Genomic DNA, 14,473 nt, shown 5'->3' with positions numbered 1-14,473 from the left:
ACCTGCACACCGCACCAATCCCGCGTAGCGGGTTCGTTCCCTCCGCCTCATTCAAGACATTACGTCCGTCAGAGACGTTTTCGTAAAGCCGCCATTCACGCCGTATTTCAGCAAGGGAGGTGAAGAGATGAAATCTCTCTCACCGACCTTAAAACGCCACATCGTCTGGACGCTATTTTCAGCCGGTAATAAACGCTAGAATATCGGCATTGATGACGTCAGCATGTGTCTTGTGCATGCCATGCGGATAGCCGGGATAGATTTTCAACGTGCTGTTCTGAAGCAGCCTGTCCTGAAGGATAGCCGCATTTTTGTAGGGCACGACTTGATCATCATCACCCTGCAGCACAAGCACCGGCACTGTGATGGCTTTCAGGTCTTCCGTCTGGTCCGTTTCTGAGAAGGCCCTGATCCCTTCATAATGGGCTTTTGCACTGCCCGTCATGCCCTGACGCCACCAGTTGCGGATCGTCCCTTCAGAAATTTCAGCTCCCGCACGGTTGAAACCGTAAAATGGGCCGTTCGCTACATCTAGAAAGAACTGCGCGCGATTTGCCGCCAACCCGGCACGTAGTCCGTCGAGGACTTTGATCGGCGCGCCTTCCGGACTGCGATCCGTCTGGACCATCAAAGGCGGCACTGAACTGATAAGCACGGCTTTGGCAACACGCGCCTGAGGCTGGCCGTATTTTGCAACATAGCGGGCAACCTGTCCGCCCCCTGTCGAATGCCCGACATGAATGGCATTTTTTAGATCAAGATGTTCGACAACAGCCGAGGCGTCAGCCGCGTAATGGTCCATGTCATGACCGGCGCTCACCTGCGCTGATCGTCCGTGACCGCGGCGGTCATGCGCAATGACGCGAAAACCCTTGCTCAGGAAGAACAGCATCTGCGTGTCCCAGTCATCGGCGCTGAGTGGCCAGCCATGATGGAAAACGATCGGCTGTGCATCCTTCGGCCCCCAGTCCTTATAAAAAATCTCTACGCCGTCGGATGTCGTGACAAATGACATGATACTTCCCCTGAGCATTTAGAACTGATAGTGCTCAGACGCTAACGTTGAACATAAGTTCAACGTCAAGATGAATTTGTAACAGAAGACAGATGATGAAGATTGGAGAACTGGCCCAGCAAACCGGCCTTACGACGTCCAAAATCCGGTTCTATGAGCGTATCGGACTGCTGAAAACGGTTGATCGGCGTTCCAACGGATACCGAACCTATCCACCGCAGGCCGTGCTGATTCTGGGGCTCATCACAACAGCGCAGCGGGCCGGGTTTACGCTGGATGAAATCCGCACCCTGTTGCCCTCTGACCTGCAACACTGGGACCATGATGCGCTCATGGACGCACTGACACGCAAGATTGCGGATATCGAGGCGCTGCAGGCACGTCTGGCCCAAAGCAAAGCCCATCTCCTTCGTCTGGTTGAAGACATTCAGGCGCGCCCCGAAGACATGGACTGTGCGGCCAATGCCCACCGTGTCCTGACGAATATGCTTATGGAACATCCCGAAAATCTGGACGTCACGCCTGACGATGTCCGCCTTCTGGACAAGACAGATCGTCGTCTGTCTGTGCGGAAAGGGCGAAGCAAAAAGGCTGTTTCGCCTTAAAGTCCTTCCAGAAGAGACAATATTTTTTTTGCGGTCGCTCTGGCAGAAAAGGGGTTCTGACCCGTCACCAGCCTTCCATCCGTGACAACATGGGACATGAAAGGCAGAAGGGCTTTTTCGTAAAGTGCGCCCCGTTCTTTCATTTCAGATTCCGCATTGTAGGGTATTTCTCCGGATACGCCAGCCAGCCTTTCCTCAGCCCACGAAAATCCGGTGATTTTACGCCCGGAGACCAGAAAAGAACCGTCTGCAAGCCGCGTGTTCAGAAGCCCGCAATATCCATGACAGACAGCGGAAACAATGCCGCCTTTTTCCCACACTGCGCGCGTGATGGCCTGAAGGCCTTCACTGTCCGGAAAGTCCCACATCACGCCATGGCCGCCAGTAAAGTAGATCGCATCATAATCTTGCGGATTGATGTCTGCGGGGCAGGGGGTTGAAGAGAGCAGGGCCATCTTCACCGGATCGGTCAGCCACGCTCTGGAGGAGGCGTCGCGCATCGGCCATTTCAACGCACGCGGGTCAAGGGGAACCTTGCCCCCTTTGGGACTGACAATGCGCTGTTCATAACCTTTGGCGGCAAACACGTCCCAGGCATGCGTCAGTTCCGCCAGCCATAATCCGGTCGAATGCGCAGGATTGTCAAAATGCGAGATATTGGTGGCAACGTGAAGGATACGGCGGCTCATGGCTGGCCCCTTTCATGCGGCAGGGTAGTGGGACGATCATTCTGTAACGTTCAAGTCCGGTTGAAGGTCAATCTGTTGTTTGACATTCAACTTGGCTTCAACGTTAGCGTTGTAAGGGCAAATCTACCTAGCACCATGGAGGCAGCCCCACATGCAGACAATTCTGGGCGCAAATGGCCAGATCGCCACGGAACTGGCGCGGACATTGCATCAGCATCATACAGGCGACCTGCGGCTCGTGAGCCGCAATCCCCGCAAGGTGAACCAAGACGATACCGTTATGGCTGCGAACCTGCTGGATGCAGGGCAGACGACAGAAGCCGTAAAAGGCAGCAGAATCGTCTATTTCACCGCTGGCCTGCCCCCTGACAGCACGCTCTGGGAAGAGAAGTTCCCGGTCATGCTAAAAAACGCCTTGCAGGCGTGCCGGATAGCGGGGGCTAGTTTTGCCTATTTCGATAATACTTACATGTATCCACAGAAGAGCCAGATCCAGACGGAGGAAACGCCGTTTGCACCAGTTGGTCGTAAAGGGCGGGTGCGCGCTGCAATGGCGTCTATGGTGCTGGAAGAAATGGGCCGGGGAGAGATTCCTGTGCTCATCGCCCGTGCGCCGGAATTCTATGGCCCGGGGAAAACGCAGAGCTTCACAAACACCCTGATTATTGACAGGCTGAAAGCAGGCAAAAGACCTCTGGTCCCTGTCCGTGATGATACGCGCCGGACTCTCATCTGGACGCCGGATGCGAGCCGCGGGCTGGCAACTCTGGGCAATGCGCCGGATGCTTATGGCCAGACCTGGCATCTGCCATGCTGTGATGATCGGCCGACCTATAAGACATTCGTCACCATGGCCAGGCGGGCTTTCGGCCGCACACCTTCCTATTCGGTTATCGGAAAGTGGTCACTGTTCCTCGCAGGCACTTTCTCAAAACAGGTGCGAGAGATCAGAGAACTACTGCCCCGTTATGAGCAGGACAATCTTTTCGACTCAACGAAATTCAAACGCCGTTTTCCAGCATTTTCTGTCACGACATACGAGGAGGGTCTGGACCTGATCAGGAAGGAGTGGAGAGGCGAATAATGCCCTCCTTCTGGACGCAACGAGAAACATTATGACAGGACAGCGGAGAACCTTTGACTCATCTGGAAGTGTGCCTTGTTCAACTGAAGAGAAATGATTGAAGCCTATATTGCGTCCACGGCCCATCTTCGATCTTTCCTTGGCTTCTCCGTCAGGCTGCGCATCTGGTCTCCTGTTTGCGCCTCTTGCGGGCCGTGTCCGGGAAAATTCTCCGTGGGCGTTGGGTTATACAGCCCTGATAACGACCCCCATGAAGCTTTCTTTTCTGGGACCGCGTGGGCCGGATAACATGGACCCATGGGTCTCAGACGGGCTTATGGTCTGTTTTTTCTGGTGGTTATTCTCGAAATGAAGAAGGAAATCGCCTCAGGGTAATTCTCGTCACTACCCCGCGTTGCCCTGCCGCTTTTTTGCTTCATGAATGTGGATGTGTCATTGGCGGATGTTCACCCGGACATGTTTTTTCCGTTGAAAAACCGATTAGTGAAAGAACGGTTTTTCTATCGGTTGTGTTGAAGTGGCCTCGCTGCGGCAAGGGAAAAGTAAAGAGGGAGGTAGATATGCTGGGGGATATTAATTGCCGCCTACGCGTCGCATATGTCCGCTTAGTTTCACACTCAGAACTTAATTGACGATATGCCGTAAGGAAACGCTGACGGTAGAGATAAAATATTTCGTTTCAAATTATTCCCAAGCGGATTGCTTTTGCTACGGCTCCGCAGGTTGTTTGACTTTGTAATTTGTGGCGGGCTGATGAAAGATAGAGGCGAATTGCGGCCTCTGAGATGCCGAGTTTTTCGCTAATTCTCTGCGCCATAAGGCCGTCTGCGCACAGTGCAAGGCACTCTTTTTCTCGCCATGAAAGGCGAGGAATATCCGCATGCCGCCTGATGCCAGCCTCAACGCTAAACCATTCGTGGAAATATGTTCCAATCTGAGCGAACGTCCGAATATATGAGCTTCGTTGAGGGCCAGAAAAAACACCTTCCTCATTCGACGTGACGGTCAGAACACCCAGTTCGCCCCTGAGACCCCGAACTGGGATTGATAAACCATGTGATCCGATCCCATATTCCCGAGAGAGTGCCATGACACGTCGTTCTTTTCGGCTCATTCCGGAGATATCTCCCCAGTCGAAAGGCAAAATACTCTGAAAAGATGCTCTGACAGCAGGGTCATCTTTCAAAAAATCATTTCTCATATAGAGATCTTGCCAGTCGTCACTGTATGTCGTGATGACGGTTTTACTTTTGTTTCTGATGCTTGAGTTAGACAAGAAAACATAAGTCAAATTTTCAATTGGGGTGGTTTCTTTGATTCTTTCGGCAATGCTGTGGGCGTCTTCGGGCGTTTGCGCTTTAGCAATGTCGGTGAAAATGTCATCTGCAATAAACAAATAATCTGGACGAGGTTGTGTGGAATTCATGCCTATGGGCGCCAAAGTTGAACTAAGGCTACCCATACCATAAGCTGATGATTTTGATAAGATTAAGGGGATAACGAAAATTTATTTAATATGTTCGCCATTTGCGCTTGCGAAACTTCAAAGGTCGCAAGAGTAATTGTTTTTCCGTCATGTTCTGCAGACATCACTGGCACTGGCTCCCACCCCGCACGGCAGAAAATGCGGTGCATAGGTTTGAAGAATATCCCGGTTAGATGGTCGATGCCGCTTGCCAGGCAAACACGGCATAATTCTCCAAATAGCTCTCCTGTGTACGTAATAGGATCGCCCTTTTTGAAGGTCGCGCAGTATCGTGTTGTTTCCCATATATTTGCTCCATAGATATCGGGGCAGTCTGGGAAAAACTGATGAAAGATGTCCCTAAGCATTGTGGGGCCTGTTGTCGGAAGCACTCTCATAGAGGTTGCGTGGCTTCCGTCTGGGCGCTCAGAAACGATATAGAGCGGGTTGTATTTCCGGTCATAGTCATCCTCTTCCCGACCGTCCTTTACGCAGACGTCCCACTTGAGTCTGTCTTGAAATACCGACGCCCTAGCTTTTAGCATATTGTTATATGTTTCATGGTGCAGCCATCTATCTTCATAGGAAAAGACCTTAATCACCTTCTATCTCCAAGTATATTGAAAACAATAAGATGATTGATATTTATTTTGCGCATGTTAATATATCACTATTAATATATTAAATGTTGTTTTGTTATATTTATAATTTCCATATAATATGAATTTATCTAAATTTTTGTAAGGCAGTTCGAAGAAAGGCATCTTCATCCTGAACGTCTACGCCGCTGCGCTGATCCGCTTTAGGATGAGGAAACGGTGTATATTCTGGATGATATTTGTGAGCCCGATTATCATGGTGGCTCGTTCGATACTGACCGCTCATATGAATAGCCCACTCTATGATTTTTGATCCGAGAAGACGTGTTCGACCCGTTTGATGATCGATGCGGCACATCTTAAAGTGCATAGGAGGCCGGTATCCCCGCTTAAAAAGCGGCTTTATAAAAGGCGTATCTTATCGAAAACATGTTCGCAAAGCTGAAAGACTGGTGACGTGTCACAACACGATATGACCGCTGTGCTCACACCTTCATGTCAGCAATCCACATCGCCGCCAGGGTCATCTTCTATCTTAAAGAATGCGTCCTGAGGCTATTGATCCAGACGCTGAACAACCGGGAGAGAGGCCAAAGAAGCGCTGATTGATGTCTTGGCTACATGATTTCAGGCAGTGTGAAGGATTGAGCCGTAGAACAACATGCGAGTTCACGCGTTTTTCCAGACCTTCTGGGTTGAGTAGGGGAGATTGTCAGTGTTTTGTGTCTGCTCTGTAAGCTAGGCCGTCTTGATCGAAAACATGACAGGCATCAGGTAAAAAGGAGAATGAAAGTGCTTCTCCCACTCGCGGGGATGCGCTGCCTGTTGTCTGAATTTTCAGTGTGATGTCTTCTAGAAAACGAACATGGAGCAAAGTGAGGGCGCCGAGATGTTCGACCATCAGGACTGTGCCCTGAAACATGGCGTCTTTACCCTCTGTAATACGAATATCCTCTGGTCTGATACCAAGAGTTCCTATTTGACCTTCAAGACGTGGCAGCGGAGATGGTAATGTTAGTGTGACACTGTTGGCGAGCTGTAAATGGCTTACGTTACCGTCTGTTTTTAGTAGCGTCAGAGGGATGAAATTCATGGAAGCTGAGCCAATGAAGCCAGCGACAAAGAGTGTGCGAGGGGTATGATAAAGTTCCAGAGGGGTGCCAACCTGTTCAATATCACCATCGCGAAGTACCACAATCCGATCTGCCAATGTCATGGCTTCCACCTGGTCGTGCGTGACATAGAGCGTGGTGGCACCGAGTTTACGATGTAGCGTTGCCAGTTCAATCCGCATATGGTTCCGCAGTTCCGCATCCAGATTGGAGAGAGGTTCATCAAACAGAAAGAGTTTTGGTTTTCTAACAATGGCACGCCCTATTGCGACACGCTGCCTCTGACCACCTGACAATGTGCCAGGTTTGCACTCCAGATAAGGTTCCAGCCTGAGAATACGTGCGACCTCAGAAATACGTTCTGCAATTTCATGAGCAGGGAGTTTCGCAATCCGAAGGTTGAAGTCCATGTTCCGGCGTACGGTCATATGTGGATACAGGGCGTAGGACTGGAATACCATGGCCACGCCGCGCTTGGAGGCTTCGACGTTAGTCACCTCTTGGCCATTGATGGACACTATCCCGGATGAGAGTGTTTCCAGTCCTGCGATCATGCGCAGGAGGGTTGATTTACCGCACCCGGAAGGGCCGACAAATACCACGAATTCCCCCTGTTTCACGGAAAGAGAAATGTCTTTGACAATCTCTTTTCCATGATAAGCCTTGCGGACGTTTTTGAGGGTGAGAAAGCCAGAGACAGTCATCGGTGATCAAACGGCCTTTCATCCCCAGCGACATGCCGGATATAAAGATTGCGAAAATCCGACCGTGTATTCACAAAAATTGGCAGGCACATTCCCCCAATAACCGGGCCGTCGGTTACAAGGTGCGTGATAGAAAAGCGCGGTACATCGCGCACGCGCAGGGCGCTCAAGGAAGACAGGAGGGGATAGCTTCTCTCAACCAGCGCCGAGAGAATGGATTCCGGTAATGCGCCGCCAAGAAGAACGGTTTCCGGGTCAAACGCTGTTTCCATGATGGACACCAAATAGCGGAGGATTCGCGCGGCTTCTTCCATCCAGTGCATGAGACGGCTGTCACGGTGGTGATGCAGCTCACTCAGCGCTTCGGGCGTCAGTTCCTCCACAGGGCGCTCCAGCAGACGCGCGACCGCATGTAGGGAGAGCCGATCGTCAATCACGCCTTCTCCGTCAGGTGCTGGGAGCAGGCCGAATTCTCCCGCGTTGCCGCGTACGCCTTTTACCGGCATGCCGTCTACAACAATGCCAGCGCCAGTTCCGTACCCTATGTAGATCAGGACAAAATTGCGCAGAGACCCGGCAGAGTGGTGGAGCAATGTGCCAATGGCGGCTGCCGTAGCGTCATTTTCTGTCAAGACGGGAATTTTCAGCTGTGTTGTTAATTCATGCGCCAGATCAATGTCCCTCCATAACTCCCAGCCGGGCATACACATTTCAATTTCATAAATGTCGGCGTTCAGAGTGGGTAGAACCAGGCCAAGCCCCCAGACGGCACTGTGTTCGATGTTGCTATCTGCCAGAAGCTGGCAGACCATATGGGTCATGACGGCCATGCTGGCGGCCGGGTCTGTCGTATCGCCTGACCAGTCGAGGCGACCAACGATATTGAGTAGAAGGTCGCCCAGAACGGCAGTAATCTGGCCCCGATCGACATGCAGACCAAGAGCGTATCCTGCCTCCGGGTTGGGGGCCAGATAGATTTGCGGTTGCCCGCGCAGGCCTGTGGAGCGACCGGCCTCGCGGATCAGGCCCTGATCCAGCAATTCGCGCGTTATGCCGGAGATTGTCTGCGGCTTCAGCCCAATCCTCTGGGCAATATCCACGCGGCTGAGTGGGCCATTCTGGTGCAGCAGTTCAAATACAAGACGCCGGTTGTAGATGCGCGAAAAAGCCTGTCCTGCTCCGTCAGGTGTGTTGTGGTCGCTCATTTTACTGCTCCTGCGGTCAGACCTGCTGCAATGCGGCGCTGAAAAAATAGAACCAGGAGAATGGGAGGCAAAGTTCCAAGAAGGGATGCCGCCATGATAAGCCCGAACGGGAGTTCAAACCTGCTAGGGGCCGAAATAAGGCCGATGCTGACGGGCAGGGTGCGTGCTGAATCGCTGAGTGTGAAGGTCAGGCCAAAAAGGAATTCGTTCCAGCAGTTGATGAATGTCAGCAAGCCCGTTGCGGCAAGTCCCGGCCAGACCAGAGGTAGATGGATTATCAGAATGCGTCGCATGATGCCGCATCCATCCAGTCTGCCGGCATCATCCAGGTCGCGTGGCAGATCACGGAAAAAGCCAGTGAGAAGCCATATTGCAAACGGGAGAGCAAAAAAAAGATCCGCAAAAATCAGACTGCCAAGGCGATTATAGAGCCCAAGTTTCGAGATGACCGTGAACAGGCCGGATAGGATGGCAATTTGCGGCAGCATGGCGCATCCAAGCAACAGAGCAAGAACAGTATTCCGACCCTGAAAAGACATGCGCCCGAGCGCGTAGGCCGCAGGAATGGCCAGTATCAGGGTAATGAGGGCAACGGCACTTGCTGAAATCAGAGAGTTGGCGGCATCATGCCACCAGGTAGGATTGGAGAGCAGGCCGCTGTAATTTTCAAAAGATGGGGGCGCGAAAGGCACTGTCGAAAAAAGATCAGATCCTTTCCGAAAGGACGTCACAAGCGCCCAGTAAAGCGGTAAAAGGGGCTGGAGGAGGGCGACAGATAGGATGACCCAGCGCCAAAGAGAGGAGGGTAAGTGGCTCACGGCATATGCTTCGGTGCCAGCCGGGAGACGCATGCCCAGAACAGAACAGCTGTCATGGCGATAATTGCCAGCGTGGAGAGGGCTGATGCCGCGCCATAGCCTTGCGCGCCAAACTGGACAATTTGCGTCTGGACAAAGACGGACAGTGTCATGCCATGGATATCCGCTCCATAGAGTACGCTCGACAGGTCGAACATTCTCAGGGCATCGAGTAAGCGGAAGAGAGCCGCTGCCATCAGTGGGTGCCATAGTAGCGGAAGCGTGATGGCGCGAAAAGTCTGCCATGGTGTCGCCCCGTCCATGCGGGCCGCTTCCAGCGTATCGGTGGGTAAGGATTGCAGTCCAGCAAGAGCAAGAAGCGTCATGAAGGGGGTTGCCTGCCAAATATCGACGAGGACCATAATGGCCAGCATGCCCATTGGTGATGTAGTCCACTCACTCCCCTGGTGGATAAAGCCAACTGTCATAAGGGCTGCGTTGATAATTCCATAATGCGGATTGAGCATCCAGCCCCACAAGCGCGCGGCAACCACCGCAGGGACGGCCCAAGGAAGCAGCATGATAGCCAGCAGAAATCCCCGCAGGCGAATGTCCATCTTTTGCAGCAAAAGGGCGAGCGCAACACCTAGAGCAGTTTCCACCACAACAGCGCTCAGAGCAAACAGAATAGTCGTACCCGCGGCATGCCACCACGCAGTATCAGTTGCCAGTAGATGGAAATTTTCAAATGTCAGCCCGGCATGTGGAGGGACGAGCCCATGTGCATCTGCTGTAAAGGCGAGGCGAATGGTCTGGAGCAGAGGGATCAGAACGAGCGCCATGAGCGTGATGAGTGTTGGGGTAAGGAGTAGCCACGGCTGCCAGAGAAATATTTCTCGTCCCTGTTTATTTTGCGGCATGGGGTATTTATCCGGGAGGGGCTGCGGCAAGAGCTGCGCCGATAACTCCGGCGTTTTCGTCAAGGCCCGCCATCACCAAGGGAATATTCGTGCAGGATTGTTCCCAAATATGGGCGCGAATTTCTGTTTCCAGCCCGGTGCGATAGGTGCCAGTGGAGCAGCCCAGGCCGCCTCCCAGAATGATTTTTTCCGGGTCCAGCATATTGACGATTTGGGCGATCAAACGTCCTCCCATCCCAGCAGCATCTGCGATCACGTTCTGTGCGCACGCATTCCCTTGCGCTGCCAGAGCTTCAAGCGTGTGAATCCCTTGCGCAAGCGGGAATCCGCCGCGTTCCTGCCACAGACGTACCATCCCCAGCCCGGATGCATAGTCCTCGGGGATGGCAGCAACGAGAGCTGAACGGTCCTGTGCAGGCACCGCTAGTTCAGAACTGGCAAAATGAATCGCAAAACCATGCGATCCTGAATAAGGTTTTCCATTAAGACATAGCGTATAGCTCATGCCTGATCCGAGAGAGAAATAAACAAAATTGTCACAGTCGCGGCCTGCGCCAAAGCGGGCTTCCGCGAGGGCTGCGACGCGTACGTCACTCTCGGCGCGGGCCGGGACGGAGAGCGCCGCTTCCAGACGGTCCAGCAGATGCGGAAGCGGAAAATTCCACTGGCTGCGGATTGTGCCGTGCAGGTCGACCAGTTCCGGCACGGCCACCCCTACACCCAAAAGGAGGGCACTGTCAGGGTTGTCGGGCAGTTCAATTGCAAGCGCCAGACTGATAATATCCGCGACAATCTCCTCTCCCGGCGCGTCCCGCCGGGTTGGAATACGCAGAACCGGTCCGAGTTGGCCCGTGGATAATTCAACCCAGGCGGCTGCAATTTTTGTCGCGCCGACATCCACGCCGATTGCATAGGAAGGCTTCATCGTCGATGTCACAGTCCAAGTTGCTTCAGGACTGCGCGATTGTGCAGAGCGATGGGAAACGGTTTTTCCGGTGGGCAAGGGTACATGTCCTGCTCGACAATAGCAAAGCCGTCGAAGTTCCGTTCCTTCAGGAACGATACGACCGCGGCAAAATCCATGATGCCTTTGTCCAGTTCACACATGACGCCATTCTGAAAGACGTCCATGAATGGCGTACCGTCAGCCATTGCGCGGGCGTGGATGACGCCATCCAGATTTTTAAAATGATAGTAGGGAATGCGGTCCGCATAGCTGCGCATGAAGGCGAGAGCATTCGCCCCGGTATAGGCGTGGTGTCCAAAATCGAAGCAGAGTTTGACAAATTCTGCTGGTGTGTCAGCCATGAGCCGCATAATTTCCTCTTCCGTTTCAATGGCCGTGCCAACGTGCGGGTGGATGAGCAGATGTAATCCATAACTCTGTGCGACCCTTCGGCCAGTTTCCGTAATCACGCGCATGATGTGCTGCCATGTTTCAGGGGCTGCAATGCGGGCCTCGCGCGTGGCATAGACGTCTGAATCATCCATCAACAGGAGCCAGGGAGTACGCGTCGCCACCAGTGTTTCGCAAAGCGGAGCAAGGCGGTCGGAAAGGGTTTTCAGCGCATCGGGCTGGGCAAGCGGATGCACGACGGCCGCACCACACAGAGCGAGATTGCGCGATGCCAGCGCATCATTCAACTGTGCGCGGTCTGTCGGGAGGTACCCCCATGGCCCCAGTTCGGTCCAGGCATATCCCGCGCGTGCCACCTCATTGAGGTAGCGTTCCCACGGTGTCTGGCGCGGATCTTCAGCATACCAGACGCCCCAGGCATCAGGTGCGGTACCGACATGAATAGTCATTGTGTCTTCTCCATACAGAGATTAGGGCGAGAGGGGGTCTGGCACCAAGCGCCCCGCTGAGCCATGCCAAGAAGTGTTTGTGAAAGAGTATGAAGCCCCTCGGTGATGGTAACTTGCCCTCGCAGGATGTCATGGAAGCCGTTTTCCACGCGCCAAGCGAGTTGCGGATAATCCACTCCGGTTGCGGCGACGGGCCGTATGACTGGATGGTCCAATGCCTGACGGATCAGCGCGATGATGGGCAAGGCTGCTCGAACCATCGGATCGTCAAGCAGGGCGTGACGCGCCGGGATATAGGCCCCGGCAATCGCCCGTTCCCTCTCAATGGAGGCGGATGTCAGATACTGTATGAAGGCCTGGGCTTCTGCCTGGTGGGCGGTATTGCGTGCCATGCCCAGATAAACCGTGCCATCCACCCCGCGTGCCGGGTCGGAAGTCTGTACGCGGGGCAGGGGGGCAACGCCGACCTTTCCCGCAACCGGGCTACCAGGCGCGTTCGCCAGAGCCCATGCATAAACCCAGTTGCGCATGAACACGGCATGGCCGGTCTGGAAGGCTCCACGGGTCGCTTCCTCATCATCCGATAGAACGCCTGGGGGGGACACTGCACCTAACCAGCCTACCGCCCGTGCCAGAGCCTGATGCGCCAGTGCGTTATCCAACTCAACTGTACCGTTTTCGGAAACAAGGGTTCCGCCTTTTGGGCCAAACCATTCGAGGGCATTGCAGATCAGGCTTTCTGCTGTGCGGCCTTGCCAGACATATCCCCACATATCGTGTTGCCCATGGGTGCGCTCCCCATCCTGAATAAGGTGTGCTTCACGGGTCAGATCATCCCATGTGTCGGGCACCGGCAGGTGATACCGGTCAAGCAGATCCTGGCGGTAGAACAACAGTCCCACATCACGGTACCAAGGCACGGCGACACGCCGCCCGATGTTAAAGAAGGGGCCTGGAGCAAGGTCATGGTCATCCTGTTTTGCCTCCAGCGCCCCCAGCATGGGGGCAAGAGTGCCCAGCCATGTTCCATCAATAACCAGAACATCGGCTGCAGCGGTCGGCGCGGACAGCACCTGCCTATAAAGCGGCAGTATGGTGATCCAGTCAGACGGCAGGGGAATAAGCGTGACGGTATTTCCCGTTTCTTTCTCCCATGCCCGGCTTTCTGACTGACACAACGCCATTTCCGTGCCGCTAGATGAGCAAAAGACAGTTAGACTTCCGGCTCGGGCTTCATGAGCAAAAAGCAGGGAGCATCCAAACAGGATGGTGAAGAGGCGGCGTTTCACTGGGTTGCGTCGTTCGGAAGAGATGCTGCGGCGACGAAAAGGTTGGCCGCGGTAATTTGAGCCTGTGCAGTGGGCTGTTGAGGGGCCTTTTCCCATGTGGCGTTAAAGTGGGTCTGCTGGAAACGGTTTTTCCATAATGCTCGACTTTCGTCCTGCAGCCAGGATGACAGGCGTGCTCGTTCCGAACCTGGGGGCAATGCTGGCACGAGGTGGCCGAAGGCCCGCACAAAAATACCCCGGAAAATCTGGCTATCGACGGTCATAGGGACTTCCTCTTCCCGGAAACCGTTGCCCTGTGTTGTTCCTGCCGCAAGGGCTTCTTCAGCGATGCGGGTTGCCTCGTCCAGAAGTGGTTTTTTACCTGTAATGGCGAAAAGATGCAGAAGCGCATCCAGAACCACGCCTTGATTATAGCTGTATGGTGGACCACCATTATTGTGGCAATGATGATCCAGACCATCATTGACGGCATGGGAGGGGGAGATCATGCTGCTTTCTGAAAACCAGCGCCAGGTTCGTTCTGCCCAGTTTTTATAGTCGGAACTTCCAGTCACATTTTGCAGGCGTGCGGCAACGTCAAGAAAAAGTTCGTTCGTGATAGCATTTTTGTAAGTGCGGGCGTGGTCCCACCAGACGCCACCACCGCAGGTTTCATCCCAATACTGCGTTGCAATCTGTTTGAAGATTGTCTCAGCGTCCTGAATGGCGTGCTGTTGAGACAGCTTATCCGTCATGATCGCTGCCATATCCAGATCGGCCTCTGCAACCCAGAGAAAATCGTCATTCCCGTCCAGTCCACGCCGATCTGCCAAAAGCGCCCGTGCAAGTGAGGAAAAGCGGCCATCACCGGAAGCGGATTCATACTCTACAAGACTGCTGACAGTGACAAAGCGCTGCCAGGCGTGAAAGCCGCCGCCATTTCGGTGGGTATGCAGTGTCAGAGAATATTGAGTGGGGAGAACCGACAAAGCAGCCTGCGCATGCTGCAGAAGGTCTGTTTTTGAAGGGACTATTTCATCCGAAGCCCGGAGGGAAAGCGGCATCAGGATGCCTGTGGCAAAAGCAAAGCTTGTGGCCAGAGCTACGCGAAAAGGACCTGATCTCATAACTGTGCCCGCTTCTTTTTGCTTGCAACGCTAAAAACCGATGAAAATTTGAGGCTCTTTGAGTCGCTTAGTAATCT

14 protein-coding genes and 1 pseudogene are annotated in these 14,473 nt (G+C 53.6%); 3 read left to right on the top strand and 12 right to left on the bottom strand.

Features of this window, described 5'->3' with window-relative positions; all coding sequences use genetic code 11:
* Positions 1-178 precede the first annotated feature (178 nt).
* Positions 179-1,015 (bottom strand): alpha/beta fold hydrolase, encoded by an 837-nt coding sequence (locus AD948_RS07080; protein ID WP_061471292.1) that lies wholly within the window; start codon positions 1,013-1,015, stop codon positions 179-181.
* A 92-nt stretch (positions 1,016-1,107) separates the two neighbouring features.
* On the opposite strand from AD948_RS07080, the gene AD948_RS07075 reads away from it, so the two are divergent.
* Positions 1,108-1,620 (top strand): MerR family transcriptional regulator, encoded by a 513-nt coding sequence (locus AD948_RS07075; protein WP_248845954.1) that lies wholly within the window; start codon positions 1,108-1,110, stop codon positions 1,618-1,620.
* Here the strand turns inward: AD948_RS07075 and AD948_RS07070 are convergent.
* Entirely contained in the window at positions 1,617-2,309 is a 693-nt protein-coding gene (locus AD948_RS07070; protein ID WP_061471291.1) for a type 1 glutamine amidotransferase domain-containing protein, read from the bottom strand. The two genes, AD948_RS07075 and AD948_RS07070, sit on opposite strands and share 4 nt — an antisense overlap.
* Positions 2,310-2,460: 151 nt before the next feature.
* On the opposite strand from AD948_RS07070, the gene AD948_RS07065 reads away from it, so the two are divergent.
* The gene (locus AD948_RS07065) at positions 2,461-3,393 is read left to right on the top strand and encodes an SDR family oxidoreductase (RefSeq protein ID WP_061471290.1); all 933 of its coding nucleotides are present in this window, start codon (positions 2,461-2,463) and stop codon (positions 3,391-3,393) included.
* 93 nt (positions 3,394-3,486) lie between these two features.
* Positions 3,487-3,765, top strand: a pseudogene (locus AD948_RS07060) (Na+/H+ antiporter NhaA); the annotation flags it as partial.
* Positions 3,766-4,072: 307 nt separating this feature from the next.
* On the opposite strand, the gene AD948_RS07055 reads toward AD948_RS07060, so the two are convergent.
* The 10 genes from AD948_RS07055 to AD948_RS07010 all read right to left on the bottom strand — a co-directional run bounded on the left by AD948_RS07055 (position 4,073) and on the right by AD948_RS07010 (position 14,396).
* On the bottom strand, positions 4,073-4,819 hold the full coding sequence (locus AD948_RS07055) for a helix-turn-helix transcriptional regulator (RefSeq protein ID WP_169797392.1): 747 nt from the start codon (positions 4,817-4,819) through the stop codon (positions 4,073-4,075).
* A 62-nt stretch (positions 4,820-4,881) separates the two neighbouring features.
* A complete protein-coding gene (locus AD948_RS07050) occupies positions 4,882-5,460 on the bottom strand; it encodes an acyl-homoserine-lactone synthase (RefSeq protein ID WP_148262867.1) in 579 nt (192 codons plus the stop codon).
* Positions 5,461-6,169: 709 nt separating this feature from the next.
* Positions 6,170-7,273 (bottom strand): ABC transporter ATP-binding protein, encoded by a 1,104-nt coding sequence (locus AD948_RS07045; protein WP_061471287.1) that lies wholly within the window; start codon positions 7,271-7,273, stop codon positions 6,170-6,172.
* Positions 7,270-8,478: an ROK family transcriptional regulator gene (locus AD948_RS07040; RefSeq protein WP_061471286.1), complete on the bottom strand. Its 1,209-nt coding sequence runs from the start codon at positions 8,476-8,478 to the stop codon at positions 7,270-7,272. The genes AD948_RS07045 and AD948_RS07040 overlap by 4 nt, the downstream gene beginning before the upstream one ends.
* The gene (locus AD948_RS07035; RefSeq protein WP_248845953.1) at positions 8,475-9,296 is read right to left on the bottom strand and encodes a carbohydrate ABC transporter permease; all 822 of its coding nucleotides are present in this window, start codon (positions 9,294-9,296) and stop codon (positions 8,475-8,477) included. Before AD948_RS07035 ends, AD948_RS07040 begins: the two co-directional genes overlap by 4 nt.
* A complete protein-coding gene (locus tag AD948_RS07030; RefSeq protein ID WP_061471284.1) occupies positions 9,293-10,195 on the bottom strand; it encodes a carbohydrate ABC transporter permease in 903 nt (300 codons plus the stop codon). The genes AD948_RS07035 and AD948_RS07030 overlap by 4 nt, the downstream gene beginning before the upstream one ends.
* A gap of 7 nt (positions 10,196-10,202) precedes the next feature.
* A complete protein-coding gene (locus AD948_RS07025; protein ID WP_061471283.1) occupies positions 10,203-11,132 on the bottom strand; it encodes an ROK family protein in 930 nt (309 codons plus the stop codon).
* Entirely contained in the window at positions 11,129-12,001 is an 873-nt protein-coding gene (locus AD948_RS07020) for a sugar phosphate isomerase/epimerase family protein (protein WP_061471282.1), read from the bottom strand. Before AD948_RS07020 ends, AD948_RS07025 begins: the two co-directional genes overlap by 4 nt.
* On the bottom strand, positions 11,998-13,290 hold the full coding sequence (locus AD948_RS07015) for an extracellular solute-binding protein (RefSeq protein WP_061471281.1): 1,293 nt from the start codon (positions 13,288-13,290) through the stop codon (positions 11,998-12,000). Before AD948_RS07015 ends, AD948_RS07020 begins: the two co-directional genes overlap by 4 nt.
* Entirely contained in the window at positions 13,287-14,396 is a 1,110-nt protein-coding gene (locus AD948_RS07010; protein ID WP_061471280.1) for a glycoside hydrolase family 76 protein, read from the bottom strand. The genes AD948_RS07015 and AD948_RS07010 overlap by 4 nt, the downstream gene beginning before the upstream one ends.
* Positions 14,397-14,473 lie beyond the last annotated feature (77 nt).

The sequence above is a fragment of the Acetobacter senegalensis genome (genome assembly GCF_001580995.1).
Taxonomy (GTDB): Bacteria; Pseudomonadota; Alphaproteobacteria; order Acetobacterales; family Acetobacteraceae; genus Acetobacter; species Acetobacter senegalensis.
Note: the sequence above shows the minus strand (reverse complement) of the source record. Positions and strands in the feature narration are given on the sequence as shown.

Bases quoted from the DNA above. Each gene is read 5' to 3' on its own strand.
- AD948_RS07080 (WP_061471292.1), bottom strand. From the start codon at position 1,015: ATGTCATTTGTCACGACATCCGACGGCGTAGAGATTTTTTATAAGGAC.
- AD948_RS07075 (WP_248845954.1), top strand. From the start codon at position 1,108: ATGATGAAGATTGGAGAACTGGCCCAGCAAACCGGCCTTACGACGTCC.
- AD948_RS07070 (WP_061471291.1), bottom strand. From the start codon at position 2,309: ATGAGCCGCCGTATCCTTCACGTTGCCACCAATATCTCGCATTTTGAC.
- AD948_RS07065 (WP_061471290.1), top strand. From the start codon at position 2,461: ATGCAGACAATTCTGGGCGCAAATGGCCAGATCGCCACGGAACTGGCG.
- AD948_RS07055 (WP_169797392.1), bottom strand. From the start codon at position 4,819: ATGAATTCCACACAACCTCGTCCAGATTATTTGTTTATTGCAGATGAC.
- AD948_RS07045 (WP_061471287.1), bottom strand. From the start codon at position 7,273: ATGACTGTCTCTGGCTTTCTCACCCTCAAAAACGTCCGCAAGGCTTAT.
- AD948_RS07040 (WP_061471286.1), bottom strand. From the start codon at position 8,478: ATGAGCGACCACAACACACCTGACGGAGCAGGACAGGCTTTTTCGCGC.
- AD948_RS07030 (WP_061471284.1), bottom strand. From the start codon at position 10,195: ATGCCGCAAAATAAACAGGGACGAGAAATATTTCTCTGGCAGCCGTGG.
- AD948_RS07020 (WP_061471282.1), bottom strand. From the start codon at position 12,001: ATGACTATTCATGTCGGTACCGCACCTGATGCCTGGGGCGTCTGGTAT.
- AD948_RS07010 (WP_061471280.1), bottom strand. From the start codon at position 14,396: ATGAGATCAGGTCCTTTTCGCGTAGCTCTGGCCACAAGCTTTGCTTTT.